Source organism: Desulfonatronum lacustre DSM 10312 (assembly GCF_000519265.1).
In the GTDB taxonomy this organism is placed as follows: domain Bacteria; phylum Desulfobacterota; class Desulfovibrionia; order Desulfovibrionales; family Desulfonatronaceae; genus Desulfonatronum; species Desulfonatronum lacustre.
The window spans coordinates 2,045,928-2,072,745 of the sequence record NZ_KI912608.1 but is presented as its reverse complement, the minus strand read 5'-3'; the positions used below and the strand labels follow the sequence as shown (position 1 = coordinate 2,072,745).

Sequence of the window (26,818 nt, the reverse complement as noted above, 5' to 3'; positions counted from 1 at the left end):
GAGGTCTGAAAATCAAGAAAAATAAACCTGGCACCATTCTCTCCCATTCTCTTCTGTGCTCGATCATGGGAAATGAGCATGGCTCGCCGGTCCTGAGTAGCATTATTTTAAAAATTTTACATGTTTTATTTGCTGGGAAGGGTGTATCGTATTATTAGACACTACAGGCGGAGTTGACATGATGTGGAATGCCATAGTGCTCCTGACCTGACCTGACCTGACCTGACCTGACCTGACCTGACCTGACCTGACCTGACCTTGGTCATTACCTGAAACTTGTTTTTTTAAATTCATACCTGATTTTAAAGCTACAACATTGAGGCTGATAAGTTCACCATAGGGTTTAAATGAACTTGTATCATTAAATAACCCAAATTCTTTTACTCGTTCAATTCGTTTAAAAGCAGCTTGTTGCAGGTACATTTGTAGGATCTCAAAATTCAGACCGATGTAGTGAAAATCGTAATTGTCCACCTGCCCGCCGAACATCATGCGCATTATGTGAAAGCGTTGCTCCCTATTGAGCTTAGGGTCGACAAAGTGTCGGCAAAGTACATCCAGATCCGGAACACTGATCATCAACTTGCCGCCAGGTTGCAGGATGCGGTGTATGCCTTGCAGCGTTTTAACCATATCCCGCTGAGAGACATGTTCAAGAACATGACTGGCATATATTTCGGAACATGATTCGTCTGAGAATAGTGACAAATCCTTAACGTCCCCTACAAAGTCTACATTTTCTCCGGGCAAAATATTGAGAATTTTCCACCCGTTTTTTGGCTCTTTGCCGCCTATGTGCAATTTGATGTTTGATAAGTCTTTTTCATTCCTTTGAACGACATTCAAGCCTGCTGCCATTTTCTGCCAGAACCATGCATTTTTGTGGCTTTCAGTTTCTCGGCAAAGGGCGCTCTCCGCACTTATCTCAATTTTCTTGCCAAACCTTAAAGCACAAAGAGCAAGCCTTCGCTCCATCTCAATGCTGTGATTGGGATTTTTCTGAAGCTGGCTGAGTATCTGGGTATGCTCTTGAGGTTTATGAAAAGATGAATCAGCCCGACGTTTCTCCAAGGCCTCAAAGATCGCCGCTTGCAGCCATTTGCCCAGATCGCCCTGAACCTGGCGGTCATCAAAGGTATTGATGGGCGGTAAGAAGGGACGATTGAGGGTTATTTGCAGCCCTTTGCCCATGGCTTGCACCAGCTGGCTGGTCAACTTTACGGCTTCCTGACGTTCACCAAGGTCCGAAAGAACGCGTATCAGCCCCAAGCTGGTGCCAACATGGCTGTCGCCCTTGGCGCTAAGATCCGCGAAAGTCTCCCGGCTTTTGTTGAGCAGGACTAAGCGTTCAGCCGGGGGCAGGGTCTGGTCCATGCCGGAGAGGTAGGAATCAAGGGCTTCCTCGTATTTTCCCCAGAACGGGTCGTCATTCCGCATCCCGGCAGCTTTCCAGTTTTTGAAAAGAGACTGGGCATAGGGGCGTGATTCCAGCACGTCTTGCCATTTTTTTGTAATACGTATTGCTGAGGTGTCCGGTCCATCAACGAGAAATCCAGACTCTCGCAACGTCTGTACCCGGTCCTTGCGGCATGCGAACAGGTTGAGCAGGTAGCCGTCCATGGGCTTTTCTTCGTCAAAAGGCACCAGGGCGCACAGGCCGGGAATAAGCCTGTAGATGTCCATACCCAGGCCTTTGAACGCCTGGACCAAGCCGTGGTTGTGCGTATTGCCGTGTTTGATCTCGAACATCACCAAAGGCGAGTGCTGGGCAAAGAATTTCCCTCCGCCCTTGAGCACGTTGATCTCTTCGCCTTCGGCGTCCAGTTTGATGAAATCGATTTTGGGTTCTTTAGGTTTATTGGGTTTGTGGGGTTTATTGGGTTGGAGAAGATCACCTTCGAGAAGGCTGTCCAGGGTCACAAGCTGGATTGTTTCCTTGGGGCCGTCGCCGTGGAGGGTGTTCAGTTCGCTGTTGGCGCTGATGCTGAGTTGGGCCTCGCCCTCGTGGTCGGACATTCCGGCGCGGATCAGGGTAAGCACATCTTGCAAGCCATTTTGCGGGATGCTCTGTTCCAGCATGTCGCCGGGGGCCTTGGCCGGTTCAAAGGCCAGCACCTTGCCTTCTCCGTGCAAAAGCTTGGCAATGGTCAGGGCGTACACACCGTGGTTGGCCCCGATGTCAAGGCAGGTCATTCCGGGCTTGATCAGTTGGCGTACGAAGTGGATTTCGTCCTCGAACCAGTCTTCCTGTTCAAGAAGGACATAGGGGGTCATCAGCTTGATGTCCCCGGGAACGCGGACTGAAATATCGCCCTGAATTTTAATATCCCAGTATGTGTTGCGAGGTGTGGGCATAGGCTTTTGCTCCGGGCTGGGTACTGTAATGCTTGGTTGTTGAGCAGGTATCGGGATGGTCCCGGAAAAATCGTACTGCTTGTCCGAAGTCACCTCAAACACCCTGGGCTCTTCTCCGGCGCAATATATCTCCCACATTTTACGCAGAGCCTTTTCAACGGTTCTGGTAAATTCCGGTTCATCACGCAGGGGGCTCATGTTCAACCTGGGTCGGATTTCAGAGCGCAGCCTGGAAAGCCTACTTGTATCCTTGGCCAGGTCCACGGCGATCCGTACGTATTCGTCCAAAGAACCAGCCACCAGGTCATCCAGGCCGATGCGTGCAAGCAGGCTGGCGGAGACTCTGGAAGCATGGCGGTCTCCGGCGAGTGTGACCACCGGCACGCCCATGAACAGGGCCTCGCAGGTGGTGGTTGTGCCGTGATAGGGGAAGGTATCCAGGGCTATGTCCACGCGGTTGTACAGGCTGAGATGGTCCTTCTGAGAGGGTGTCCTTTGGAGGATACCAACCCGCTTTGGATCAACGCCTTCGTCCCTGAGTCTTGCCACAATATTGGTCCAGGCCTTGGCATCGGCCACGAACAGGCTTTTTAGGAGCAATTTGGACTCGGGCAGGGCATTGAGCACCCCGGCCCACATTTTGATGTTTTCCGGGCTGACCTTGGCCAGGTTGTTGAATGATCCAAAGGTGACGTGTCCGTTTCTGGTAAAGGGCGAGGCCGCCACGGGCAGTTCCTGTTCAGATATGGGCGGGCGGTAGCATAAAAAGCCGTGGGGCAGACGAATAAGCTCTTCCGTGTGGAACCTGTCCGCTTCATCCACGGGGTCGGTGACGGCGTCCACGAACCGATAATCCATCGCGTCAAGGCCGGTAGTGTTGGGGTAGCCGATCCAATTCACCTGGATGGGAGCGGGTTTGGCCGCGAAGGTCAACATCTGCTGGCCGCCGGTATGACCGCTGAGATCGAACAGGATGTCGATGTTGTCCTGCCTGATTTTATTGGCCAGCTCTTGGCTGCTGAGTTCCTTACAATCCGTCCATCCGGCCGACAGTGCCTTGAAAGCGTCGGTGGTTTCGTCCCATTTGGTATTGTTGTAGTAGCAGTGGATTTCAAATTTTCCGCGGTTCAGGTGTTCAAGTACCGGGCGCAAAAAGAACGACACGGAATGGTTGCGCAGATCGCCGGAGACAAAACCCAGGTGCAACGTGCGCTGTGCGTCGCGGTCGCGCTGGAGATCCTCGGGCAGCGGCAGGACGCGGGAGGCTTGTCGGGTATTATATTCAGAATGCTCGGCAAAAAGTTTTTCCCTGGAGACTTCGGAAAGGTAATTGAGGCAGAACACCATGTTGGAGTGTGACTCCACATACTCCGGTTCAAGTTCCAGGGACTTGCGGAAATGCTCTATGCCCTTGGCAGGCATGTTCAAATCCTTGTATGATCCTCCGAGATTGTTGTGGGCTTTGGCGTAGTCCGGCTTGGCATCAAGCGCTTTGTTGAAGCATCTGATGGCCTCTGTGGCTTTCCCGGCCTCCTTGAGCAACACGCCCAGGTTGTTCCAGGCTCCGGCATGTTTTGGGTCCAGCTCGACGGCTTTCTTGAAATGTTTCAAGGCCTTTTGAGGCTGGTCCTGCTCCTTGTACATCGTTCCCAGGCTGCTCCAGGTTTCCGCGGAATTCGGATTGAGAACCAGCGCCTTCTGGAAAAATTCTTCCGCCTCCTTGCGTCGTCCCAGACGGGATAACGTAATGGCAAGGTTGGTATGGGCCTCGGGATAGTCAGGTTTAAGTTGAATGGCCTTGCGAATAAGTAGTTCAGACTGATTATAGTCTTTTAGGTGCTGTAAATTGTACCCGGCATTGTTCAGTGCGGATGCGCGTTCCGGGGTCAATTCCAGGCATCTCGCAAAGGCCTGGGCGGCCTTTGCGTGCTCCTTGGCCCGCATATAGGCTATACCGAGATGATCCCAAACGTCGGAATCGTTGGGAATGAGCCTGCAAGCCTCTTCCAGGGGGGCGACAGCCTCCTTGTTCCGTTTTTGCCCCAGCAGCACGGTTCCGAGAATATCCAATGCCTTCGGAAATTGCGGCTTTTGGCGCAAAATGTCCCGGACAAGCTGTTCCGCCTGTTCCAGGTTGCCTTTATTAAATGCCGCCAATGCGGGGGCCAGGGGATGGGTTGCTTGAGCCTTGCCGGGGTGTGATTTCTTTCGAGGCATTATATTCGAGGGGTTAGGTGAAGCGGATCATGTCGTCGTCGCCAATGATCAGGGTCCCGGCAAGCCCTTCCGTGGCGACTCCCGAAGCTTCGCCTGCAAGGGGGCCGCGCTTCAGGTTCGGCAGAGAGATCAGGTGGGCGTAGATCAGGGCTAATGCGTTGGAACGATGCAATTCACCAAGATTGTGATCAGGAAGGGAGTTGAGCATGGCTTCGTCGATCCTGCGCATTCCGGTCAGGGACACAACGCCGGTGGCGGTGCGGACGCGAAGGTCGAACGGCTTGAGCAACCCGCAACCGGAAATGACCGACAATGCGCGTTGGGTGGCTATTTCGCTTTTTTGAAATTTTTCAAGTAACTGCATCCTGTCGCTAAGGATGGGGCTATGCTCGCCGTCGGGCGCAAATAAGGGGCTACCGACGGTTTCAGATATCTGCGGCGCATCCGTGTCAAAGACAACGGAATAGGCTTGTTTCCCATCAGGGGAGAAAGCATCCCGCTTGGCCAAGGCGAACGGGTAGCGTTGGAAATGCAGTGGAATGTATTTGGCGAGCCAGCGCCCGTCTTTGGAGACGTAGGCATTGCGACCCTTTTCAAAGCCGAGAAGCACTTGCAGCGGAAGGTCGTCACGGGAAGGAAACGTGATAGGGTATTCCAGAGCCACATCGGCAATCTCGGAAAAGACAACCGGTGCCATCATGGTTTGCGCGGCAAAGAGATAATCCGTTGTATCTCGAAGGCGAAGATTTCCATGCTTTGCGGGTTCAAGACTCTTGACGTTGGTAAACATGACGTGACTCCCATGCTAGGCTGAATGTCATAAAAAAGGGAGGCAGAAGCCTCCCTTTTTTCGTTCTATGGTAAAAACGATTTAGAAGATGAAGTTCACTGCGTCAGCACTAAGGTCGACACCGTTTACAGTAATTGTACCATCAAACTCGTCGTTTTTGGCAACGACGGTGGAATCTGTACCATCAAAAGCAATAGTCAGGTTAGCCAGAGACGTGACAGCGGCGAACTGCGAGAAGTCAAGGCGGTCTGCATTGCCGCCGACGCCGGCAACGAAATCATCAATGGTGATGTCGCCGATATCGTCGCCGTGGAACTGGAAGATCTCCTGAATATCGGTGGCACCGGCTGTGTAGTTGAGCTCAACGCCTTCGCCGATCATGATGGTCACATCTTCACCATACACTGCGCCTGCAGCGTCGATGTTGAGTATCCCTTCGAAATCAATCATGTCGATGGTCGTCAGGCTCTCAACCCCATCCGTTCCGTCGCCAAGGACGATATCAACAGTTCCTTCACCTGCAAGAACCAGAACTTCGAGATCCGCAGCAAAAAAACCAAGGATATCTGCATCAGCTTCAAAGTTCAGGGTCAATGTGCCTTCGATGTCGAGGTCCAAGTTGATATTAGTGACATCTCCCTCGAACGTAATGGCCGCTCCGGACTCAAGGCCGTTGATAGCCAGCGTAGATCCACCGCCAACAAGGTCACCCTGAAAGACGACATTGTTGAAGCCAGTGTCAGCCAGGTCAAGTGTGTCGTCAGCAGCAAGCGTGACATCCGAGCCGAAACCCAGCACTTCAAATCCGGACACGTTGTCGAAGTCCAGAGCATCCAAACCGTTTGCCGTATCTGCAAGGACCAGCGTGTCATTGTCCCCTGCACCGCCGACCAGTTCAACGTCAGTGGCCCCGATAAGAGCATCAGTAACGGCAATGCTCAGGTCGCCGGTCATTGCCGAGGCGTCAAGATCTTTGAGGCTGACGAAATCGTCGTTACCAGACAGGGTCAAGTCTGCGGCGCCACTCAGTTCAAGGTTTTCGACGACATTCAAGTTAGCCCCGAGGATCAAGAAGTTTTCCGTCCCGGTGGAGTTAATGGCCATTCCTATTGAGGGATTGACTATCTCCAAGGTTACTGGTGCGCTTTCTGCGCCGGAGTCAGTGATGACAACATTTTGAAGGTCAGCAGCAATACCTGTAGCAGCGTACCCCACAGTGAAGGATTGTGCATCGGCTACTCTGTTCAAACCGATGGTCACGGCTTCGCCAAGGTTGTTGATCTGCAAATCAGCGGTTGAGCGGTCGCTCCAGATTTCTTCCACGTTGGAGAAATTGGCGGCATCAACCGTTGCATCGTCTGAAGCGCGGAAATTGAGAACTTCGATGTTGGCAAGGCTGACATTATCGACGTCATCAACAAGCCGGGCATTGAGGGTATCGCGTCCCATGCCGCCGTCCAGATCGTCGAAATCGGTCAGGGTGTTCACGCCCGTACCTGCCAGGGGAGCATTGAAAATGTCGTTGCCGGCGGTGCCGGTTTCGGTGTCCACACCAGTAGTGAGCGTGAAGGTTTGACCGGGGGTCGAAGGAGTAATGCCGCCAGGACGTCCTTCGTCATAGCCGTACTCGACGAAATGAAAGAAGGCGCTACCTGCGAACGCGCCGGATTCGATGGCTTCCTTCACGTCCGGGTTCGCGGCAAGATAGGTGTCTGCGTCGAAATCGGCGTAGGCCTCGGACGGAACACGACCTTCGATCAGGCCATAGGTGTAGAAGTGGTGGAACGCATTGGCAAATTGCCCGGAAGCCACGGCCTGGATGACGTCAGGGTTTTGGAGCAGGTAGTACTCAGGGTTGAAAACGGCATTCGGGGCACGCAGTTCTTTGCCGCCGAAGAGAACATAGTGTTCCCACGGATCAACCTGTCCACTGAGATACGCTGCCTTCACGTCCGGGTTTTGATTGAGGTAGTACGTTTGATCAAACATGATCATGTCCTGTAGAATGCTCATAAACCTTCCTCCTTTAAAGTTGAAAAAAACTAAAACATACAAAATACTTTCGCCCACTATCCCTTGCACACGACTGGGAAAAAATCGTCCTCACCACCCATGATTGGAGCGACTTAGCGGCATGATTATCTGAAGCTTTTAAAAAAAGCAAGAGAGCCATCTCCGTTTTTTTAATATTTTTTTTTGCCCCTATTCTCTGAAATAAATGAATAAAAAGCAGCCATGTTGGGTGTTTTCGGGATATGTGACGTTTGATATTGAAATTAAATACGGCGGTTTAGCCGAGCATGTCAAGGGGGGGCTAATTGGCTCTCTTTCCGCCATGGTTCATGCCCGCGAAGCTCGGAAATCCAGCGCGGATTAATTCTGTTTTGCGTTCAAAATGACGCAAAGAGCCGGGACATGTTTTGGGTTGAAATCAGGCAAGGTGTGTTGAGGATGGTGGTTTGAGTCGTCGGGCCAGGGCTTCGGCCACCTGGCCCAGGGAGCGGCCCAGGTCCGGACGGAGGCCACTGGCGTTGATCCGGGTGGAGACGTCGTCCAGTCGTGACCACGCATGGCCCAGGGTCCGGGCCAAGTCTTCGGGTTCCGGTTCGCAGCACAGCAGGTTGGGCGTGTAGTCCAGGTTTTTATTGGCAAAGCGGTTGGTCACGACCACCATGCCGGATGCGGCCATTTCCAGCGGCGGGTAGCTGGGGTGGGGGGAAAGCATCAGGGAGAGGCCCAGGTCCGAGGCGCGGAGTTCGGCGGCGTACCCGGCCATGTCCAGTTTGCCCAGGGAGCGCATGACGATCCCGTTCTCCAAGATCAGCGGGGCGTGCGGTTGGCCGGCGCTGACCACTTCCAGTTTGTCGGCGTCCAGGCCCTGGTCCAGAATGAATCCGCCCAGTCCGGCGAGGACGGTGCGAAACAGGTTTCTGGGCACACTGGGGCGGCCGTAGACGAAAACACGGCGTTTGGCGCGCCCGGCAATATCTTCGGCCGAGGCCGGGTGAAACGAACTCCAGTCGATTTCTGGGCCCAGGATCAGTTCCGGATCAGGTCGCAGGGCGGTGTTTTGTTCCAGAAAGTCAGCCAGCAGCGTGGTGTTCGTCACCGGGATGCAATTGTAGCCGTAGGTGGCTTGCGCAAGGGCGTAGTCGTCGGACCAGGGGTGAAACCCCGGTTCGTAGTCCTGTATCAAATAGACGAAGCGTTTTTGAACAAAGGGATGCCGGGCGGATGTTTCCCGGATCTTGACGGCGGTCCACCAGGCCGTGGCCAGAAACGTGTCGTTTTTGGAAAGCCCGTGCACCGGGGCGTAGGCCGTGGCGTCCAGAATTTCCACCTGGTCCAGGATCTGGTGGTCGACATTGAAGCGACGAGCCAGAAAGTCGCGGATACGCGGCCGGTCCGCGGCGGCAAGAGGGCCGTCGGAGGAGACCAGGCGGATGCGCAGCCCTTGGTCGGCCAAGGCCAGAGCCAGCTTGACCGCCGTGGCCACGCCGCCGAAGACGTGCTCGGGCACCAGGCCGGGCACCAACACGTTCAAGGCCCCCGGGGCGTTGTCCAGGCCCATGACCCGCATGGGCCTGCAGGTGACCGGCAGCACGGTTTCGATCCGACCGTCCTGGGGCGCGGAGGCGTCGGCCACCAATATCTCGGAGGGGGAACAGATCTGGTCCATGCCGGCCAACACGCGGTGACGCACCGCCGCATCCGTGCAAACCTGCCAAAGCAGGCGCAGGGCCTGTCGGGAAACCCGATAAAGGGCCGGTACGAAGCTCATGCCGGCCACGGCCTTGCCCAAGGTGATACGTCCGGCAAGTCCCAAATTGGGGTCCCGGCGCCACGCCATGCCGGCCAGCAGCCGGAGCTGGGGCAGGCTGAGGAACCGACCCTGCAGCCAGGAGCGCATTTCCTCCAGCTCCGGATTCGACGGACACGGCGCCGGAGCATTGGGGCGGGCCTTTTGGGCGGCGTCACAGTGGGCCAGCAAGTGCCGGATGATGGTTTCACGCAGCCGCCAGGCCCCCACGGCGTCACGCAGGCGCGCACCCAGGTTCAGCCGGAGACGGGGCTCCGCTCCGATGATGTTGTTGCCGTGCTGGCGATAGCGGACCAGTGGTCGTTTGATGACGGCAATGCGGCCGTGCTGGATGGCGATCAGCGCGGTCCACAGGTCGTGGTGAAACAGCGGGTGAACGCCCTGGCCGGGAAAGGGCAGCAAATACGGCACCAATTCCGAACGAAAGGCCGCGGTGCAGCCGGTGACGCAATTGCGCAGGACCAGGGCCGGCAGGGTGATCCCGTCCACGTTGCGGTGTTCGTATCCGAAGCAGGAAGGGTGGGTTTCACGGCCTTGGGCGTCCACAAGGCAGAGGTCGCTGTGGGCCAGGATGATCTCCGGATCGGCGAACGTCTTGTGTAGGGTCTCAAGTTTGTCCGGTTCCCAGATGTCGTCCTGGTCGCAATAGCAGATCAGGTCGGTTTGATCCGGGACCAGGGTCAGCCCGCGTTCGAAATTGTGAAACACGCCCAGGCGTTCCATGCCGGGATGGAGCGTGAAGCGGGAGTCTGTTCCGGCCGCGGCCCGGGTCGAGGCCAAGGATTCGGGGCCGCTCTGGTCGTCCAGAATGTGGCAGGTCCAGTCCTGGTGCGTTTGCGCCGTAAGCGAAGCCAGTTGCTCCCGGAGATATTCGGGGCGGGGATTGTAGGTACAGAGAATGATGTGGAAGGTCATGGGGGTGGTTCCGGGAGTCGGGGGTTTGACCGCGGGCCTCCGGTTCGGGGGGGAGGCCGATGCCGTCGACGGTGTGGGTAGTGCAGACCGCGGGGACTGGTCAAGTGAAAGGTTTGACAAGTCCGGAGTGGTTGGGCGATAGCCAGCGCACCCGGCAGAACCGCGCTTTGCGCCGGGAATCCGAAAAATACGAGCGTTCAATGCGTGATACGACTATTGTTCCGGCCGGTCGGCCCGGCAGTGCAACCCTGAAATTCGCGCTGGGCAATTTCTGGCGGCACCGCAGCCTGATCCGGCAGATGACCTGGCGGGAGGTGGCGGCCCGGTACCGGGGCTCGCTGATGGGAGTGGTCTGGTCTTTGTTGCTGCCCATTCTGATGCTCGGCGTGTACACTTTTGTCTTCGGCGTCGTCTTCCAGTCTCGCTGGGGGGGGGAAGCCCAGGGGGGCAAGGGCGAATTCGCGGTGATTCTTTTTGCCGGGCTCATCGTGCACGGCCTGTTCGCCGAAGTCTTCAACCGGGCTCCGGGCCTGGTGCTGGGCAATTCAAATTATGTCAAGCGAGTCATCTTCCCCCTGGATATCCTGGTCTGGGTGGCTTTGGGCTCGGCCCTGTTCCACGCGGCAACGGCTCTGGCGGTTTTGCTGGGGTTGTTCTTCCTGCTGCACGGCTTTCTTCACTGGACCATCCTTTTCCTGCCCCTGGTCCTGGCGCCCCTGCTGGTGTTGATGCTGGGCATGGGGTGGTTTTTGGCCGCCTTGGGGGTCTATGCCCGGGACATCGCCCAGGTGACCGGCGTACTGACCATGGTTCTCCTTTTCCTGGCCCCGGTGCTCTATCCGGTGGATGCGGTCCCGCAGCCTTACCGAACCATGCTTTTGCTCAATCCGCTGACCGTGATCATTGAGCAGGCCCGGGAGGTGCTGATCTGGGGACGGCCTCCGGACTGGTTCGCCCTGGGCATCTACAGCTTGGTGGCCACAATCGCGGCCGCTATCGGCTTCTGGTGGTTTCAGCGCACCCGGGCCGGATTCGCGGATGTGATGTAGCATGCGTACAGAGGATCCGATCCAGACGGACTACTCGATCCAGGTAGTCGGCGTGAGCAAGGCCTACCGGCTTTGGCGAAGTCCGGCCGCCCGCTTGAAAGGCCCCTTGTTGCACAGGGCAGGGGAATTGCTGGGCGGCGTGGCAGGCCGGCGCATGATCCAGGCCTCGAGCGCCTGCTTCGACGACTTTCAGGCTTTGGAAGACGTGACCATGGAGGTGCGCCCGGGAGAGTCCGTCGGGATCATCGGGCGGAACGGCTCGGGCAAGTCGACGTTGCTGCAGATCATCGCGGGCATCCTGCAACCCAGCGCGGGCACGGCTCGGGTGACCGGCCGGGTGGCGGCCCTGCTGGAACTGGGCAGCGGCTTCAATCCGGAATTCACGGGTCGGGAAAACGTCCTGCTCAACGCGGCCATCCTCGGCCTGGAAGGACATGAAATCGAGGCGCGGTATCCGGACATCGTGCGGTTCGCGGACATCGGGACATTCATCGATCATCCCGTGAAAACCTACTCCTCCGGCATGGTCATGCGCTTGGCCTTCGCCGTCCAGACCGCGGTGGACCCGGACGTGCTGATCGTGGACGAGGCCTTGGCCGTGGGGGACATTTTCTTCGTGCAAAAATGCTATGAACGGCTGCACCGGTTCCGAGAGCGAGGCGGGACCCTGCTTTTCGTCTCCCACGATTCCTCGGCGGTCCTGGAACTCTGCGACCGGGCCTTGCTGCTCCGCCAAGGGCGGACGGCCTTCTGGGGATCGGCCCGGGAGGCCGTGGATATCTATGACTATGAACGCGTCCAGGCCCTGGAGCAGTCCGCCAGGCAAATTCCGGCCGGAGAGCTGCATGCGGCCCCGCCCGGGCGCTACCAAGACCTGGTGGAGCGACGCTTTGACCCGGATCTGGTCAAGAGCCTGCTTTCCCGGTGCATGAGCGAGGCCTCGCGGGACGTCGCCGACAATGACGTCGTGGTTCCGGCTTTTGTGCGCATCTTCGACGAACAGGGCCAGGCACGGTCTTCTCTGGTCAACGGGGATTGGATGTATCTCCTGGCCGGGTTTCATTGCCGCCGCGACCTGGACGACCCGGCTTTGGGAATCAAGATCCGGGATCGCCGGGGCATGGTCCTGTACGAGGCCTCCAGCCACACCCTGGGCGAAGTCCTGCCCCCTGCCGCGTCCGGGACGGTCTGGGCGGCCGGTTTTTATCTCTGGCTGCCCTTTACCCCCGGCGAATACAGCATCACCGTGGGGTTGGCCAATGGACGACGCGGAGAGAACGCTTATGCCGAGCACTTGTTCTACGCCCATGATCAGCGGCGTTTCGAGGTGCTGCGCCGCCCCGGCGCACCGCTGTGGGCCGGGGTGTGCAACGCTCTGGCCCAGACGGTGGGCGGCTGGGACGGCGGTTTGCATGAAAGCCCGGCCCCAAACAGTCTGGGGGGCGAAAAACGCGCAACAGGAGCAGCGTCTTGAAAATTCTGGAGTATTTGCATCGCATTGACGAATTGTTGGCCCGTCCTTCCCGGGCGCCGTCCCGGCTGCGTCCGTTTTTTCGCCCGTATCGGGCATTGGGGAACGAACTGATCTCCGCGGTGCGGGCCTTGCTCGTGGAGAGCGCCGTGCAGCGGGAGCAACTGGACCGCTTGGAGCATCGCCTGACGTATCTGGAAGGGGAGTTCGGAAAGGAGCGTCATGCCGCCCACTCCGGTCTCCAGGGGATGCGTCTGCGTGCGGAGGCCTTGCAACGGCTGGTGGAGTTCGAAGCCCTGGGCGACGGTACCGACAGGAGTCCGGTCGCGGACAAGCAGGCCGAGCTTCCCGCCGGATTCGGGGTGAACGTGGTCGGCTGGGTGGATTATGACTTCGGGGTGGCCGAGGGGGCCCGGTCCGCGGTGCGGATTCTGGAGGCCGCCGGGATACCGGTGCGCGTCGTACCGTTTCCCGAGGAACTGCCGGAGCATGCCCGTTCCGCGCATGCAACGGCGATTCCGGATTCCGGCTCGCTTTACGACGTGAGCATATTTCACCTGGATCCCCGCTATGTAGATTTGATTCCGGAGCGTCTGGGCCCTGATTTTTTGCCGGGTCGGTACAATATATTCTATTTCAACTGGGAATTGCCCCGCCTTCCGGACGCCTGGCGACGCTTTTTCGACTGGTGCGACGAAGTCTGGACACCGACGCGGTTTGTGTACGACGCCGTGGTCGCGGCCGTGCCCAAACCGGTGAGCCTGGCGCCCCATGCCGTTGCCGCGGATGCTCCGCGGGGGGCGAACCGGGCTGAATTCGGTCTGCCCGAGGGAGCCTATATTTTTCTGTGCAGCCTGGATTTTCATTCCGAGTTGGAGCGCAAGAATCCCATGGCCGCGATTCGGGCGTTCCGGATGGCTTTTGATGTTTCCGAACAACGCCGCATCCTGGTGGTCAAGACGCACAACGGCGCGAAACACCCGGAGGAACTCGCCAGACTGACCGCACTGTGCGCGGAGCATCCGGGCATCATGCTCATGGACCGACACGTGAGCCGGGCGGAGATGACCCGCTTGCAGGCGGTTTGCGACGCCTACGTTTCCACGCACCGTTCCGAAGGGTTCGGGTTGGGCATGGTCGAAGCCATGGCTCTGGGCAAGCCGGTTCTTGCCACCCCCTGGTCCGGAAGCCGTGACTTCATCCGGAAGGGGATCAGCTTTCCCATCCCCTGCGGACGCAGCATGCTGGAACAGGCGCACGGCCCCTACCCGGCCGGGGAGTGGTGGGCCGAACCGCGGGTCGAGGCCCTGGCCGGGATGATGTTGCGCTTGGCCGCTAATCCGGAGATCGGCGCGGCAACCGGAAGACGGGCCGAGCAGTGGGTGGCGGCGCATTTTTCACCCGAGGCGGTGGGGCGAATCCATCGCCGGCGACTGTCCGAAATAGCCGCGGCCCTGGAACGCGGCGATCTGTCCAAGGCTCCCCGATCCCCGAATCCGGAGGGGCCGGAGCAGGAGCCCACCACTTTGGCGGAAGCGGGAGAGGCCTTGAAACCGGACGAAGCGGAGATCGCCTCAAAACCGTCTCGCGGATTTTACGCCGCGTTCGAGGACCGCTTTCGCGGATCACGAGAGGAGATCGCACGACGCCTACGCGACGCCTATCAGGAAGATATCCGGAATCTGCTGACGACCTTCGGGCCGGATGTCGCCGCGGTGGACTTGGGGTGCGGCCGGGGAGAATGGCTGGAATTGCTGCGGGCGGAGGGTTTTTTAGCGGCCCTGGGAGTGGACCGGGATCAGGAACTGCTCCAGCAGTGCCGGAACATGGGGCTCGATGTCGTCCACCGCGATGCCCTGGACCACCTTCTGAGCCTGCCGCGGGCCTCGGTCGGGCTGGTGAGCGGATTTCATCTGCTGGAGCATCTGCCTTTTGATAGGGTCCTGGGGATATTCCGTCAGACCCACAGGGTGCTGCGCCCCGGCGGACTCGCCATCTTCGAGACGCCCAACGCCGAGAATCTGCAAGTGGGGGCCTGCCTGTTTCATCTGGACCCCTCGCACTTCAAACCCTTGCCGGGCCCGCTCCTGGAGTTTACGGGACACCATTGCGGGTTTTCTGACGTCGAGTTGCGTCATCTGCATCCTTATATGCAGCTCGCGCCGCATGTCTTGCCGACAGGCAACACGGATATGGATCGGATGCTGTTCGGTCCTCTGGACGTGGCTGTTCTGTTGCGGCGGTAGCGGGTCGTATCCTCATCCGTGCATTTTTGCCAGTCGGAACGGAGTGGAAGCTATTGCCGAATCTCGCCCGGTTCGGGCTGTTCCAGACCGTGTTGTTCCAGATGGTCCGCGAAATCGCGCAGTAAAGCAGCCGTATTCTTCTCGCCACCCAAGATCATGGTCAGCATGCCGGCAAAAGCGTAGAGGCTGCCGTTGAGAATGGCGTTCTGGCTGTGCTTGGCGTCCACGGCCTTTTTTACCGCCACCTGCAAGACGGGGGTGAACACTTCCTTGGCCAGGAGATTGCTTTCTTCCTTGAGTTTGGGATCGTTCACCGTGTTTTGAGACATGGGGACTCCTTTTGGGTTTGTGGGGTTTGTTGGGTTTGTGGGGTTTTTTGGGTTAGGCGAGGTAGGCGGCGCGGCTTTCGGTTATGCCGTAGAGCAGGTAGTGCTCCAGGGGGTTCATGCCGGCCAGGGCTACGTCCTGGTGGATTTCCAGGTAGCTGGTGGTTGAGAAATAGGCGGATGGGTCGCGGCCTTCGAGCCAGCCGCTGCTGAAATAATGATCGTGGGCTGTGAGCAGCCCTTGCTCGACGGCCAGGGCGACATCCGGGTTGTTTTCAAGATAAAAATCAGGGGCCAGCAGTGGGTTTGGGGCCCGTGATTCAAATATGCCGTAGGACTGATAGTGCTGTTCCGCGCTCATCCAACCCTGGTCGACCGCTGCGGCCACGTCCGGATTCTGTTCCAGGTAGAAGTGCGGATCCAGCCCGCGTGCGCTGATGCCGGCTGTTGGCGCGAGCATGGTTACCACGTAGTCGCGAGATACCACCAGGGTGGCCTGGTGCAGCAGATCCGAAAAATCGTCGGCAAGGACGACGGCCTGCTCCCGATTGCCGGTGACCTGCAAGGCGGTGGCGGCGTGCTGGGAATAGTAGACCACGTCCAGGCCCGGTCCGGCATTAATGATGTTGTCGCCCAATCCGCTGGAAATCAGGTCATTGCCGCGTCCGGCCCTGACGACGTTGTCCAGGCTGTTGACCACGATGGTGTCATCGCCGTCGCCGGTGGCGACAAAGCGAACGAGAGACGGGTCGGTGATGGTCCCGGAGAGGTGGTCGAAGGCCATTGTTCCGGCGCTGAGGTTGATCACGGCATCGCCGCCGAAGGCCGCGGCGTTGATCACGGAGTAGCCTTCCGTATCCATGACCAGCGGGCCGGTGGCGTTGAGCACGGCGTCGGTGATGACGTGCGCCCTGGGAGCGTTGCCGCCCAGGGCGGTGAAGGCGATCTCGTTGATCCGTCCGGTCGGGCCGGTGTTGGTCATTTCCAGGGTCCAGGTTCCGGCCGCGTCCTCGCCCAGGAACTGGACGCTGGAGAACTCGAAGACCAACCCGTCGGTCTCCACCAGGGCGTCGCTAATCAGGGTGGAGCGGGTCCCGGAGGGGGAGATCAGCTCGATGCGCAGGTGCTCCAGGGAGACGCCGTCCATGTTCACGGCCAGGAGAACGTGCTCCAGGGAAACGCTGTCATTGACCGTGAAGGAATGGGAGAGGGTGGAGCCCAGGGCGCGTCCGGCCAGTCCGGTCAGCTCGAAGTTTTGCTCCAGCTGATTTTGCGCGGTGCTCTGCTTGTGCCAGGTCTCGGCCAGGCTCACCGCGGCCAGGGCGTCCACCACGCCGAAGCCGAAGGCGTCGGAAAAGGTCAGGCCGCCCAGGTTCCAGTTTTCCGCCCCATTGGTCCGGGCCTGCATGAAGGGCGTTTCCCGGGCGCTGTAGGCCAGGATTTCCTGGACGTCGCGAAAACCCAGATTCGGGTTGGCCTCCAGCATCAGGGCCACGATCCCGGAGGTCACCGGCGCGGCGGCCGAGGTGCCGCCGAACTCCGTGTAGGCGTCGTAGGGAATATACCCGTCCGGGGGCAGGCGGTCCGTGGTCACCGTGCCCTCGCCCGGAGCGGCCACCAGGACGTTGGCCCCGGGCAGGGAGTTGCCCTCGTCCGAGTAGATGGAACCGTCCACGGTCAGGTTGGCCACGGCAATGGTGTAGGGATGGTTCTGCAAATTCTTGAGGTTGGAATTGTACTGGAACGGCTGGCCGGTCTCTTCGTCCAATTGCTCGTTGCCGGCGGAAAAGACGATGATCGTGCCCAGGCCGCCGCGGCCTTCGCGGACCGCGGTGACGAGATTGGCGTAGACTTCCTGAAAATCCTCGTCAAACCAGGAATCGCCCAGGGGGGTGTAGCCCCAACTGTTGTTCATCACGTCGTAATTTTTGGCCAGGGCAAAGGCGTTGGTCTCCGCCGTATGGGAAGGGTCTTCCTCTTCGTCGCTGAACGGCAGTCGGCCCAGGATCAGGGAGGCTTCGGGCGCCACGCCCACCACGCCCAGGCCGTTGATCGGCGCGGCGATCAGTCCGGCAACGGACGTACCGTGGTTGTCGTTTTCCGAACGCGGGCGGCCGTCCGGCTCCATGGTTTCCAGGTTGACATGGCTGATGATGTTCGCGGCCAGGTCCGGATGGTCCACCTGAAACCCGTCGTCCGCCACGAACACGGTCACGCCCTTACCCGTATAGTCCAGCCAGACGGGATACGCCCTGACGTTCCACGGAGAGGAGGGGTGGATCTGCCATTGGTCGGGGAAGATGGGGTCGTTTATCATTTTGGGTTTGTGGGGTTTGTGGGGTTTGTGGGGTTTGTGGGGTTTGTGGGGTTTGTGGGGTTTGTCTTGATGCCGCCTTACTCGATTCCATCCGCGAACTCAATACATCTTTTCAACCCAACAAACCCCACAAACCCAAACAACCCAACAAACCCAAAACAACCCAAAACAAGCCAACAAACCCTCACTGCTCGCGCAGCGCCTTGCGCAGGCCGGCGGTGACCGGTTCCATGAGGTATTGGAGCACCGTGCGGGGGTGGGTTTTGATGTAGACTTCCACGGGCATGCCCGGGGAGAGCAGGGCCGGGTCGGTGATGGCCGTGACCAGGGAGTCGCGGTCGATGGCGATCCGGGCTTCGTAGTACGGGAAGTTGCCGTGGGGGGTCTGGGTGGTCAGGCGGTCAGCGGAGACGTAGGTCACCGTGCCCTGGGCCCGGGGCGTGGTGCGTTGCTTGAACGCGGTGAGCACCAGTTCGGCCTGCTGGCCGACATGCACGTCGCTGATCCGGTGCACGTCCACCTGGGCCTCGACGATCAGGGGCATGTCCCCGGGGACGATGTCCATCAGCGGCTCCCGGGGGGCGATGACCCCGCCGGGGGTGTGCACTTTCAGACCCACCACGATGCCGTCGTCCGGGGAGGTGATTTCCAGGCGACGGGCCTGGTCCACGGTGGGCCGTCGACGGTCCTCCAACTCGAACAGGGCGTTCTGGGTTTCGCCGAGTTTGGTCACGGCCTCCTGCATGTACTGGGTGTTCAGATCCTGGATGCGCAGCCGCAATTCGGCGATGCGCTCCCGGGTCTGGGCCCGTTCGCCGATGAGCTGTTCCTGGCGGGCGCGATGGCCGTCCAACGTTCTGGTCAACTCCATGATATGTGATTTTTCCAGGTAGCGGCCTTCCATGAGAATGGTCTTGGAGTCGATCTCGTCGACCAGGGAGGCGATGATCCGGTCCACGGCCACGGCCTGTTCGTCCAGGCTGCGAATGAAGATTTGCAACTGCTCGATCTGGGTATGCAGCAGTCCGGTCTGGTTTTGCAGGGCGGAGCGGCGGGCCTGAAAGATCTTGTTTTCCCCTTCCATGGTGGCGGACACGTTGGACTCGTCCCGGCGCTCCAGCAGTTCCGGGGGCCAGGATACGCGCTCGGCGCGATCCCGCTCGGCTTCCAGACGGGCCTTGACGGCCAGGAGATGGTCGCGTTGGCCCTGCTGGAGATCGTAGGCCGCGCTGACCTGCTCGGCCTCGAGGCGAATCAAAACCTGCCCGCGGCTGACCCGATCGCCGTCACGGACCAGAATTTCCCGGACGATGCCGCCCTCCAGGTGCTGAACGGTGCGGCGGTTGGAATCCACCTTGACCTCGCCCTGGGCGATGACCGCCGCGCTGATGGTGGCCATGGCCGCCCAGGCGCCCAGCCCTCCGAAAAAGAGCAGAATGATCAGCAGCCCGGCGATGATGATCGGTCGGGTGTTGTCGGAAGGGGCCGTTGGTTCGGTATGGGGTTTCGACGCAGTGGGGAGTGAAAGTTGGTTTTTCATGATGAGTTTATGGGGTTTGTGGAGATTGTTGGGTTATTACCTTTCCCTCTTCAAGTTGGATCACGGCGTCGGCCATTTTGAGGATCCAGGGGCGGTGGGAGATGAGCAGGATGAGGTTGCCGTTGCTTCGGGCCGCGGCGATGGCCCTGGCCAGGGCCTGGCGGCCTTCGTCGTCCAGGTTGGCGTCGGGTTCGTCCAGGACCAGCAGCCGCGGGTGGCCGTAGAGGGCGCGGGCCAGGGCGATGCGCTGGCGCTGCCCGGCTGAGAGGTTGGCGGCCCGTGGCGCGACCGGGGTGTCGTAGCCCCGGGGAAGGCGGAGAATCAATTCGTGCGCCCCGGCGGCCTGGGCCGCGGTGACGATGCCTTGGGCGTCTTCGTCGCTCATCCGGCCGATGTTCTGGCCCACCGTGGCCGGGAGCAGCTCCACGTCCTGGGGAAGATAGCCGATGAGCGAGGATCTTGACGCCTCGTCCAGGGTGGTCAGGTCGTGACCGTCGAGACGCAGTTCTCCGGATTCCGGGGCGTACAGGCCGACCAGGGTGCCGGCCAGCGTGGTCTTTCCCGCACCGCTGGGGCCGACCAGGGCCATGATCCGGCCGGGAGGCAGGTCCAGGGAGACGTTGGTGAGGATCGGGCGATCGTGGAGCCGGAGGTTCAGGTCACGGACGAGCAGCCCTGGGTGGGGCGTGGGAACCGGGGCGGCCGAGCCCGAGGGCAGTTCCAGGGTTTGCCGTGGCCGGAGCCGGTCGGAAGCCGAAGAGCGGTCGGAACTTGGCACGGCCAGGTTCAAGCGCCCCGCGGCCAGGCGGGCTTCCTGAAACTGCCGCCAGCCGGCCAGGATTAGGTCCAGGGGCTGGAGGGCCTTGCCCATCATGATCGACCCCACGATCATCACCCCGGCGGTAATCTCGTTGGCGATCACCAGCACCGCGCCCACGCTGAGAATAATGGCCTGCAGGCCCATGCGCAGGGTTTTGGTCATGGCTGAGCTGAGGCCGGTCCGGTTGTGGACCCGGGTTTCCATGGCCAGGTCGCGGCCCCCGTTGCGCTGCCACCGGGCCACGATGTCCGGGAGCATGCCCATGGCGTACACGGCATGGACGTTGCGCTGGGCCGTGCGGAGGATGGTCGCGGCCTGGGAGGAGGACTCGGCTGCTTCGCGGGCCGCCTTGCGGGTCAGGGACTCGTTGACGAACAACAGCAGGAACAGCACCACGGCCCCGACCGTGGAAACCATGCCGATCACCGGATGGAGCATGAAGGTCACGGCCAGATAGATGGGCAGCCAGGGCAGGTCGAAAAAAGCGAAAATGCCGGTGCCGCCGAGAAACGCCTTCACCGCGTTCAGGTCCGCGGCGCCGCGTTCGTAGCTCGGCGTTCCGGGCAGCCCCTTGGGCGTGAACATGGCCTTGATTACGGGATCGCCCATGCGCTGGTCCACCCGGTTGCCCAGCCGAACCAGAAGCCGGGAGCGCAGCCCCTCCAGAACGCCCATGATCGTCAAGGCCAGCAGGGCCGCCATGGTCACGAAGATCAACGTGGCCTCGCTGCGCCCGGTGAGCACCCGGTCGAAGATTTGCAGCATGTGCAACGGCACGGCCAAACTGAGCACGTTGATGAACAGGCTGAAAAAAAAGGCCGTAGCGTAGATGGGGATGAGGGATTTGGGGATGAAGCGGAACATTTTATTGGTTTCTCGGTTCAGTGGTTCACGGTTCAACGGTTGTGACAGGATTTTGGTCCAAGGCTTACCGGACTATTTGTTTTGAAGTTTGGACAGGACATCGGACGTGGGGCCGTATTGGACCGGGACGCCTTGTTGGAGGACCAGGAGTTTGTCGGAGCGGGTGATCAGGGAGACGCGGTGGGTGACCATGACCACGGTGACCTGGCGGCGCTTGAGTTCGGCCAGGGCGGCCAGCAGGGCGTCGCGGCCGGCTTGATCAAGATTGGCGTCGGGTTCGTCCAGGATGACCAGCCGCGGGTTGCCGTACAGAGCACGGGCCAGGCCGATGCGTTGGCGCAGACCACCGGGCAGGTTGGCCCCGCCTTCGGCGATCAGGGTGTCCAACCCGTCGGGCTGCCCGGCCAGGGCCGAGTCCAGCCCGGACATGGCCGCGGCCCGGTCCAGGAATTCGGGGGCCGGCTCGGCCATCCGGGCGATGTTCTCGCTGATGGTCCCGGGGAACAGTTCAACTTCCTGGGGCAGATATCCCAGAAATTTTCCCAGGCGGGTCTGGTCCCAGTTGTACATGTCCGCGCCGTCCAGGCGAATGGTTCCGGAGGTGGGCCTGACCACCCCGGTCAGCAGGCGGGCCAGGGTGGTCTTGCCCGCGGCCATGGGGCCGATCACGCCCAGGAATTCACCGGGCTCCAGGGAAAGGGATACGCCGCGCAGAATCGCCTGTCCGGGAAGGGCGAAGACCAGTTGTTCCAGGGCCAGGGCGCCCTTGGGCGGAGGCAGTTCCATGCGCTCGGCCTGCTCGGCGGACCCGGCCAGCAGGTCCTTCAGGTTGCCGTAAGCCTGGCGGGCTTCCTGGAGATTGGTCCAGTTGGCCATGGCCTGGTGCAGGGGCATGATGGCCTGTCCGGCAATGATCACGGCCATCAGAACGTTGCCCGCGCCCATGGGCGAATTGATCACCAGATGGGCGCCGATGCCGAATAAGACGACGGTGTTGCCCATGGTCACCAGCTTGGACATGGCCGAAAGCCGGCCGGCCTGATCGCTGGCCCCGGACTGCAGGGCCAGGACTTTGTCCTGATCCCGGCGCCAGAGGCCGGAAACCGCGTCGGTCATGCCCATGGCCTGGATGGCGGCCTTGCCGCGCAGACATTCCTGCAAAAAAGAGTTGTTCTTGCCGGCCAGGACATTGGCCTGCTTCAAGGGGGCCTTGGAGCCTTTTTCCATTCTCCAGGCCAGCAGGACGACGCAGCCGATGGAAACCAGGGCCGTCAGGCCCATAATCGGGTGGATCAGAAAGACGATGAGCAGCAGAAACGGGGCGAGCAGGCAGTCGAACAGCGCGAACACAGCCGGCGAACTGACGAAGTTGCGCACCTTTTGCAGGTTGCCCATGGCCTCCGAAAAACCCTGGGAATGCATTTCCGCGGAGTCCCGGAGCATTCCGGAAAGCACCGTGTCGGACAGGTCGCGCTGCACCGCCACTCCGTATCGGACCATCAACCTGGAGCGGACCAGTTCCAGCAGCCCCATGGCCAAAAGCGCCCCCAGGGCCGCGCCGGTGATGACGTAGGCGTTGAGAGGGTCCTGGCTGGGAATGACGATGCTGTACATGGCCAGCATGTTCATGGGCACGGCCAGGCGCAGGACCCCGGCCACGAAGCTGAAAAGCAGGGTGCGGCCGAAAACGTGACGGGTCAGGGCGCGGAGCTTGGCCGTGACCGGGTCCATGCCGGCCGGTTTGCTGGTCGCGCTGAGCGGGTGGACGGTTTGGGTGGAGATGGTGGCTGGGTAAGACATTTGGGTTTGTTGGGTTTATGGGGTTGGTGGGGTTTTTGGGGTTGGGGGGAGTATGAGGCGGCGCAGGACGAAGGGCATGGTCGCGGCGCGTTGCCATTGGTTGTCTTTGGTGAAATCCAGACGGATTTCGTGGCGGCCGAACTCGGTCATGGGCAGGCCTTGAAGGCGAAAATGGAGGCGGTGCCTGGGGTTGGTGAAGGTCAACCGGCCGGTCTGGAGCATGCCGATCTCCTGGCCCGAGGGGGTGCCGAGCGTGATCCGGGCGGCGAAGGGCTCCGGCTGCGTGCCGTCCATTTCCCAGAGCGTTCCCAGGCTCACGGGCGCGATGCGGGTGGGCAGAACCGTGGCGGCCCCCTCCTCTATGCTATGGATGTAGCTCACGGAATTGGTTTCCCGGTCGGTGAGGATTTCTCGGCAAAGGACGGACCAGATTAGGCGAATCATTTTGGTTTTTTTGGGTTTGTTGGGTTTTTGGGGTTTGTTGGGTTGTATTGGGTTTGTTGGGTTTATTGGGTTGTTTTGGTTGGTTAGGAAATTTTATTTAGCTCCACAAACCTAACAAACTCCACAAACCCAACAAACCCTATTGCAACGAGATGGTGGCGGCGGATTCGTTGTTCCAGAGGAAATTCGGGTGTTCTTCCTGGGTGAAGGTCAGGCTGTCGACCCGGTCCTGGATCAGGCGGACGGTTTCCTGGATGTCGTCGATCCGGTGCGTCGCGTTTGGCTGGGTCGCGATGGTCGCGGCGTGCCGGGCGGCCAGAAGGTATTGGATGTAGCCGTTCAAGGAGAGGCCTTCGTCCTCGGCTTCTCGAGACAGGGTGGCATGCAGGCTCTTGGGCAGGCGGAGCCGGAACTGGCCGCTGAACGGGACGCAGTGCCGCGGAGCAGGAGGAGGAGCTCCGCGGCCATGCATCTCGTTGAGCCGTGCCAGGATCTGGGCTTCAATCCCGGCGGCGGCGGTTGCGGGGGAGGAAGAAAAGGCCTCCAACTCGGGGAATTCAGGGCAGTAGGCGATATATCCGTCCCGTTGTTCATCCCAGAGCAAGGTTATGGAGTAGGTGGAAGGCATTTGGGTTTGTTGGGTTTATTGGGTTTGTTGAGCTTGTTGGGTTTGTGGGGTTGGGTGGGATTCGAGCCAGCCCATGGCGAAGTAGAGTTGGGCGCGGGCGCGGTTGTATTGGGCGCGGGCCTGATTGGTATTGGTTTCCGAGCGGGCCAGGCGTTCCTGGGCGTCCAGGAGTTCGGTTTGGGTGCCGATTTCGGTGCGGTAGCGGACCAGGGCCATGTCGTAGGCTTCCTGGGCCGCGGCCCGGACCTTGACCGTGGAATCGATGCGCTGTTGGGCTTCATGCAGGACCAGGTACGCGGACTCCACTTCGTAGGCGGCCTGCATCTCGTGGTGCAGCATATCCTCCCGAATCCGGAACAGCTCATGGCGTGCGCGCATGACCATGGCCCGTGAACGGCCCCCTTCGAACAGGTTCATGGAGACGTTCAGGCCCAGGGTCCAGTACTGGCGGTCGCTGTAGTCGTAGCGTTCGGCGACTTCTCGGTCCCGGTATTTCCGGTCCTGAACATTGTAGGCGAAATCCACGGATGCCGTGGGCGCGAACCGGCCCCAGGCAAGATGAACGTCTTTTTCAGCCACTTCCACGGCCTTGTGGGCGATGAACAGGTCCGGGCGATTGTTGCGGGACTCGGCCAAGCATTCATGCAAGGTCAGGGAAAAGTCGGGCTGAAAGGACTCCAGGCGTCCGGCGACCTCCAGGGGGGTTTCCGAGGGCATGCCCATCAGGGTCAGCAGACGGGCCGTGTGCACCCGTTGGGCGTTGAGCACCTGGGTGTGATCCTGGCGGGCCTCGCTGAGATCCACTTCGGCCTGCAGCACATCCAGGTAGGGCTTCATGCCGAGACGCGTGAAGGCTTCAGCCGCCTCAAGCTGGGCTTCCAGGCGGGTGATTCGGGCTTCCAGGCTGCGCATGTCCTCCTGGGCCCAGAGCACGTTCAGGAAGGCCACGCGGATATCCCGAGCCACCTCCAGTCGAACGTATTCCAACTCCGCTTCCGTCATTTCCCGGGTCAACCGGGAACGGAGGTAGGTGTTGGTGATGGTGAAGCCGGTGAACACGGGCTGGCTGATGCGCGCATACCAGACGGTCTCGTCGAAACTGGTGGAATCCGCGTCCAGGGGGCGCTTGTTCAGGGCCTCCTGGAGATCGTCCAGCTTGACGTTGAGTTCCTCCAGGTTTTCATCGAGGTTGCTCAAATTCTCATCAAGGCCGGCCAGGGCTTGATTCTGTTGATTCAAGCCCTCGTTGATCTGATTGAGTTGCTGCTGAAGTTCTTCAAATGGGTTGAAGACGGGGGTGGGATTGACCGGGTCCGCAGGGAGCGGGGTGTCGTCTTTATTTTTGGCCAGGGCCCGGGCCAGCATCCTGGCGCCTTCGCCTTCAGCCGGGCCGTCGTAGTGGTCGTTGTCGTCACTTTCAGCGGAATCCCCGTTTTCTTGTTCTTCGGTATCCGTGGACGGCAGTCCGGAGCGCATTTGGCGCATCCTCCGAGCCTGAAAACCGGTGTCAATCCGGGGCAGAAAATCGGCGAAAGCGGCATGGACGTCCGAACCGGCCCGTTGGACGGCGTATTCAGCGGCCTTGATGCGGGGATTGCGGACCAGGCCGATCTGGACGCATTCCTCCATTTCCAGAATCAGGGCGCTCGTGGCGTCCGGGGCGTTGTTTTCAATCTCTTCGGCCTCTCGAGCCAGGATCGGCAGGGGCGGGAGCGTGAGAGCAATGACGAGCAGGCCGGAGAGAACCTGCTTGGAAAGTGTTGGGAGGGAGGGCGAGTATTTCCGTGACATCAAGGATTCCTCTGGAGACAGGTCTTTGGTGGTATGCATTGCAGTAAGCGTTTGAAATGTTTTGCGTCGAAAGAGCCGATGAAGCCCCGAGAGTATTTTTGGTCAGGGTGGAACGGAGCATCTTGGCGCCAGTGGTTCCGTATATGGTTCCATGGTCGCCATGTCAAGCTGCTGTTTCAGCCTGGAATTCGAAATGAGGGGAGTCGGGGAGAAAGAGGTCGAAAAGGGATCAGGACTCGTCGTCGGCCTGATGTTGATCGGGAAGCCGGGCTTCCAGGATGGCCATCCGTTGGGTCAGCCGACGCAGGGCGCGTTCCTGGCGGGAGCGTTCAATGTCCATGGTCAGGATCTTGATCAGGATCATGCCGACGGCCATGGTCAGGAAAAGGATGGGTGGGTAATGGACGCCGAGCAGGGTGCCGAGTTGGTCCACAAGGCGGGGAAAAAAACCGAGCAGGACCGAACCCGCTGCCACGGTCAGCCACCAGATGGAATGCCGGACGTGCAGGCTGTCCTTGCGGATGAGCAGCAGAATCGCGCAGGCAATGCCCAGGCCGAGCAGGCCGGTGGTCCATTGCAAGGGGATTGGAAGGGGGGTCACTTGGTGCCTTGTGGCTGGGGGGTTGGCCGGGACATGCAGTGGGAAAGACAAAGGACCAGCGTCAGCAGCATGTACTCGCCGACCTTCAACCAGGAGCTGAAAACCTTGGATGAACCGTGTCGGCGCGGGCACATGGCCACCTGGACTTCCTGAATGCGCAGCCCGGCCTTGCGCAGCAGGAGCAGGACCCCGACGTCCTGGTAATCCAGGAGAGAGGCCCGACTGGAGGCCAGCAGCGTGACGGCCGGGCCGGAGTAGGCCCTCAGCCCGGAGGTCAGATCCCGGACGTTCAGGCCGGACAGTCGGCGGAAGAGGGTCCAGGCGGTTTTTCGAGCCCGGCTGCCCCGAGGGGTGCAGGAGCCGATGACCACGTCGGCGTGGTAGTCGCGAAGGGGCGTGAGCAGCGACGGCAGGGTTTCGGCCAGGTGCTGTCCGTCGGCGTCCATGGTGATCACTGTTTGATAGCCGTTTTGTCGGGCGTAGCGCATCCCGGTCTGCATGGCGCCCCAAGCTCCCAGATTGACCGGCAGCGTCACCACCTGGGCGCCGGCCCGCAGGGCGAGATCAGCCGTGTCGTCCGTGCTGGCGTCGTCCACAACCAAGACGTGGAATTCTTCAAGAGCAATGACTTGACGGACAACATCACCGATGCTGGCTTGCTCGTTCCAGGCCGGAATGACGACCAGTACAGGGGAAGCGGCTTTGGGCAACGGCGGAGTTTGGCGGAAGGGGGCGTCTTGAACGTGATGCGCGGACATGATCCTAGGCCCTTAGCCAAAAAGGCGGGACTCGGCAACCATTCCAGACGAGGTGATTACTTCAAA

At 60.0% G+C, this 26,818-nt stretch carries 17 protein-coding genes; 3 read left to right on the top strand and 14 right to left on the bottom strand.

All coding sequences use genetic code 11. The features are described 5' to 3' along the window. Positions 1–102: 102 nt before the first annotated feature. The 4 genes from DESLA_RS23310 to DESLA_RS0109710 form a co-directional block, all read right to left on the bottom strand. Positions 103–4,572: an FkbM family methyltransferase gene (locus tag DESLA_RS23310; protein WP_051434564.1), complete on the bottom strand. Its 4,470-nt coding sequence runs from the start codon at positions 4,570–4,572 to the stop codon at positions 103–105. A gap of 13 nt (positions 4,573–4,585) precedes the next feature. After that, positions 4,586–5,362 (bottom strand): SapC family protein, encoded by a 777-nt coding sequence (locus DESLA_RS0109720; RefSeq protein WP_028572295.1) that lies wholly within the window; start codon positions 5,360–5,362, stop codon positions 4,586–4,588. An 81-nt stretch (positions 5,363–5,443) separates the two neighbouring features. Then, positions 5,444–7,375 carry an autotransporter outer membrane beta-barrel domain-containing protein gene (locus tag DESLA_RS0109715; RefSeq protein WP_028572294.1) on the bottom strand — a complete coding sequence of 644 codons (1,932 nt, stop codon included), beginning with the start codon at positions 7,373–7,375 and terminating at the stop codon, positions 5,444–5,446. 418 nt (positions 7,376–7,793) lie between these two features. Next, the gene (locus DESLA_RS0109710; RefSeq protein ID WP_028572293.1) at positions 7,794–10,097 is read right to left on the bottom strand and encodes a rhamnosyltransferase WsaF family glycosyltransferase; all 2,304 of its coding nucleotides are present in this window, start codon (positions 10,095–10,097) and stop codon (positions 7,794–7,796) included. A gap of 200 nt (positions 10,098–10,297) precedes the next feature. Here DESLA_RS0109710 and DESLA_RS0109700 point away from each other — a divergent pair, with 200 nt between their 5' ends. The 3 genes from DESLA_RS0109700 to DESLA_RS21740 are packed head-to-tail and all read left to right on the top strand — an operon-like array spanning position 10,298 to position 14,863. After that, positions 10,298–11,146, top strand: a complete 849-nt coding sequence (locus tag DESLA_RS0109700) for an ABC transporter permease (protein ID WP_051434879.1) — start codon at positions 10,298–10,300, stop codon at positions 11,144–11,146. A 1-nt stretch (position 11,147) separates the two neighbouring features. Next, the gene (locus DESLA_RS19815) at positions 11,148–12,620 is read left to right on the top strand and encodes an ABC transporter ATP-binding protein (protein WP_051434563.1); all 1,473 of its coding nucleotides are present in this window, start codon (positions 11,148–11,150) and stop codon (positions 12,618–12,620) included. Further along, positions 12,617–14,863: a methyltransferase domain-containing protein gene (locus DESLA_RS21740; RefSeq protein ID WP_051434562.1), complete on the top strand. Its 2,247-nt coding sequence runs from the start codon at positions 12,617–12,619 to the stop codon at positions 14,861–14,863. The genes DESLA_RS19815 and DESLA_RS21740 overlap by 4 nt, the downstream gene beginning before the upstream one ends. Positions 14,864–14,913: 50 nt before the next feature. Here the strand turns inward: DESLA_RS21740 and DESLA_RS0109685 are convergent, their stop codons facing one another. The 10 genes from DESLA_RS0109685 to DESLA_RS0109640 form a co-directional block, all read right to left on the bottom strand. Then, positions 14,914–15,192 carry a hypothetical protein gene (locus DESLA_RS0109685; RefSeq protein ID WP_028572291.1) on the bottom strand — a complete coding sequence of 93 codons (279 nt, stop codon included), beginning with the start codon at positions 15,190–15,192 and terminating at the stop codon, positions 14,914–14,916. 52 nt (positions 15,193–15,244) lie between these two features. Further along, positions 15,245–17,506, bottom strand: a complete 2,262-nt coding sequence (locus DESLA_RS0109680; RefSeq protein ID WP_028572290.1) for a S8 family serine peptidase — start codon at positions 17,504–17,506, stop codon at positions 15,245–15,247. 184 nt (positions 17,507–17,690) lie between these two features. Continuing rightward, complete coding sequence (locus DESLA_RS19805) at positions 17,691–19,046, bottom strand: HlyD family type I secretion periplasmic adaptor subunit (protein WP_051434561.1); 1,356 nt, start codon at positions 19,044–19,046, stop codon at positions 17,691–17,693. Between the two features lie 7 nt (positions 19,047–19,053). Continuing rightward, positions 19,054–20,730 (bottom strand): type I secretion system permease/ATPase, encoded by a 1,677-nt coding sequence (locus DESLA_RS19800; protein WP_051434560.1) that lies wholly within the window; start codon positions 20,728–20,730, stop codon positions 19,054–19,056. 72 nt (positions 20,731–20,802) lie between these two features. After that, positions 20,803–22,530 (bottom strand): type I secretion system permease/ATPase, encoded by a 1,728-nt coding sequence (locus DESLA_RS19795; RefSeq protein WP_051434559.1) that lies wholly within the window; start codon positions 22,528–22,530, stop codon positions 20,803–20,805. A 15-nt stretch (positions 22,531–22,545) separates the two neighbouring features. Beyond that, positions 22,546–22,911: a hypothetical protein gene (locus tag DESLA_RS0109660; RefSeq protein ID WP_156932919.1), complete on the bottom strand. Its 366-nt coding sequence runs from the start codon at positions 22,909–22,911 to the stop codon at positions 22,546–22,548. A gap of 202 nt (positions 22,912–23,113) precedes the next feature. Continuing rightward, positions 23,114–23,602: a toxin-antitoxin system HicB family antitoxin gene (locus DESLA_RS0109655; protein WP_028572288.1), complete on the bottom strand. Its 489-nt coding sequence runs from the start codon at positions 23,600–23,602 to the stop codon at positions 23,114–23,116. A 15-nt stretch (positions 23,603–23,617) separates the two neighbouring features. Next, complete coding sequence (locus tag DESLA_RS0109650; RefSeq protein ID WP_028572287.1) at positions 23,618–25,393, bottom strand: TolC family protein; 1,776 nt, start codon at positions 25,391–25,393, stop codon at positions 23,618–23,620. Positions 25,394–25,622: 229 nt separating this feature from the next. After that, a complete protein-coding gene (locus tag DESLA_RS19790) occupies positions 25,623–25,994 on the bottom strand; it encodes a DUF2304 domain-containing protein (RefSeq protein ID WP_211239046.1) in 372 nt (123 codons plus the stop codon). Further along, complete coding sequence (locus tag DESLA_RS0109640; RefSeq protein ID WP_051434558.1) at positions 25,991–26,752, bottom strand: glycosyltransferase family 2 protein; 762 nt, start codon at positions 26,750–26,752, stop codon at positions 25,991–25,993. The genes DESLA_RS19790 and DESLA_RS0109640 overlap by 4 nt, the downstream gene beginning before the upstream one ends. Positions 26,753–26,818 lie beyond the last annotated feature (66 nt).

What these genes read in the sequence shown, in the direction of transcription:
- DESLA_RS23310 (WP_051434564.1), bottom strand. Translation starts at nt 4,572, where the DNA reads ATGCCTCGAAAGAAATCACACCCCGGCAAGGCTCAAGCAACCCATCCC.
- DESLA_RS0109720 (WP_028572295.1), bottom strand. Translation starts at nt 5,362, where the DNA reads ATGTTTACCAACGTCAAGAGTCTTGAACCCGCAAAGCATGGAAATCTT.
- DESLA_RS0109715 (WP_028572294.1), bottom strand. Translation starts at nt 7,375, where the DNA reads ATGAGCATTCTACAGGACATGATCATGTTTGATCAAACGTACTACCTC.
- DESLA_RS0109710 (WP_028572293.1), bottom strand. Translation starts at nt 10,097, where the DNA reads ATGACCTTCCACATCATTCTCTGTACCTACAATCCCCGCCCCGAATAT.
- DESLA_RS0109700 (WP_051434879.1), top strand. Translation starts at nt 10,298, where the DNA reads ATGCGTGATACGACTATTGTTCCGGCCGGTCGGCCCGGCAGTGCAACC.
- DESLA_RS19815 (WP_051434563.1), top strand. Translation starts at nt 11,148, where the DNA reads ATGCGTACAGAGGATCCGATCCAGACGGACTACTCGATCCAGGTAGTC.
- DESLA_RS0109685 (WP_028572291.1), bottom strand. Translation starts at nt 15,192, where the DNA reads ATGTCTCAAAACACGGTGAACGATCCCAAACTCAAGGAAGAAAGCAAT.
- DESLA_RS0109680 (WP_028572290.1), bottom strand. Translation starts at nt 17,506, where the DNA reads ATGATAAACGACCCCATCTTCCCCGACCAATGGCAGATCCACCCCTCC.
- DESLA_RS19805 (WP_051434561.1), bottom strand. Translation starts at nt 19,046, where the DNA reads ATGAAAAACCAACTTTCACTCCCCACTGCGTCGAAACCCCATACCGAA.
- DESLA_RS19800 (WP_051434560.1), bottom strand. Translation starts at nt 20,730, where the DNA reads ATGTTCCGCTTCATCCCCAAATCCCTCATCCCCATCTACGCTACGGCC.
- DESLA_RS19795 (WP_051434559.1), bottom strand. Translation starts at nt 22,530, where the DNA reads ATGTCTTACCCAGCCACCATCTCCACCCAAACCGTCCACCCGCTCAGC.
- DESLA_RS0109655 (WP_028572288.1), bottom strand. Translation starts at nt 23,602, where the DNA reads ATGCCTTCCACCTACTCCATAACCTTGCTCTGGGATGAACAACGGGAC.
- DESLA_RS0109650 (WP_028572287.1), bottom strand. Translation starts at nt 25,393, where the DNA reads ATGTCACGGAAATACTCGCCCTCCCTCCCAACACTTTCCAAGCAGGTT.
- DESLA_RS0109640 (WP_051434558.1), bottom strand. Translation starts at nt 26,752, where the DNA reads ATGTCCGCGCATCACGTTCAAGACGCCCCCTTCCGCCAAACTCCGCCG.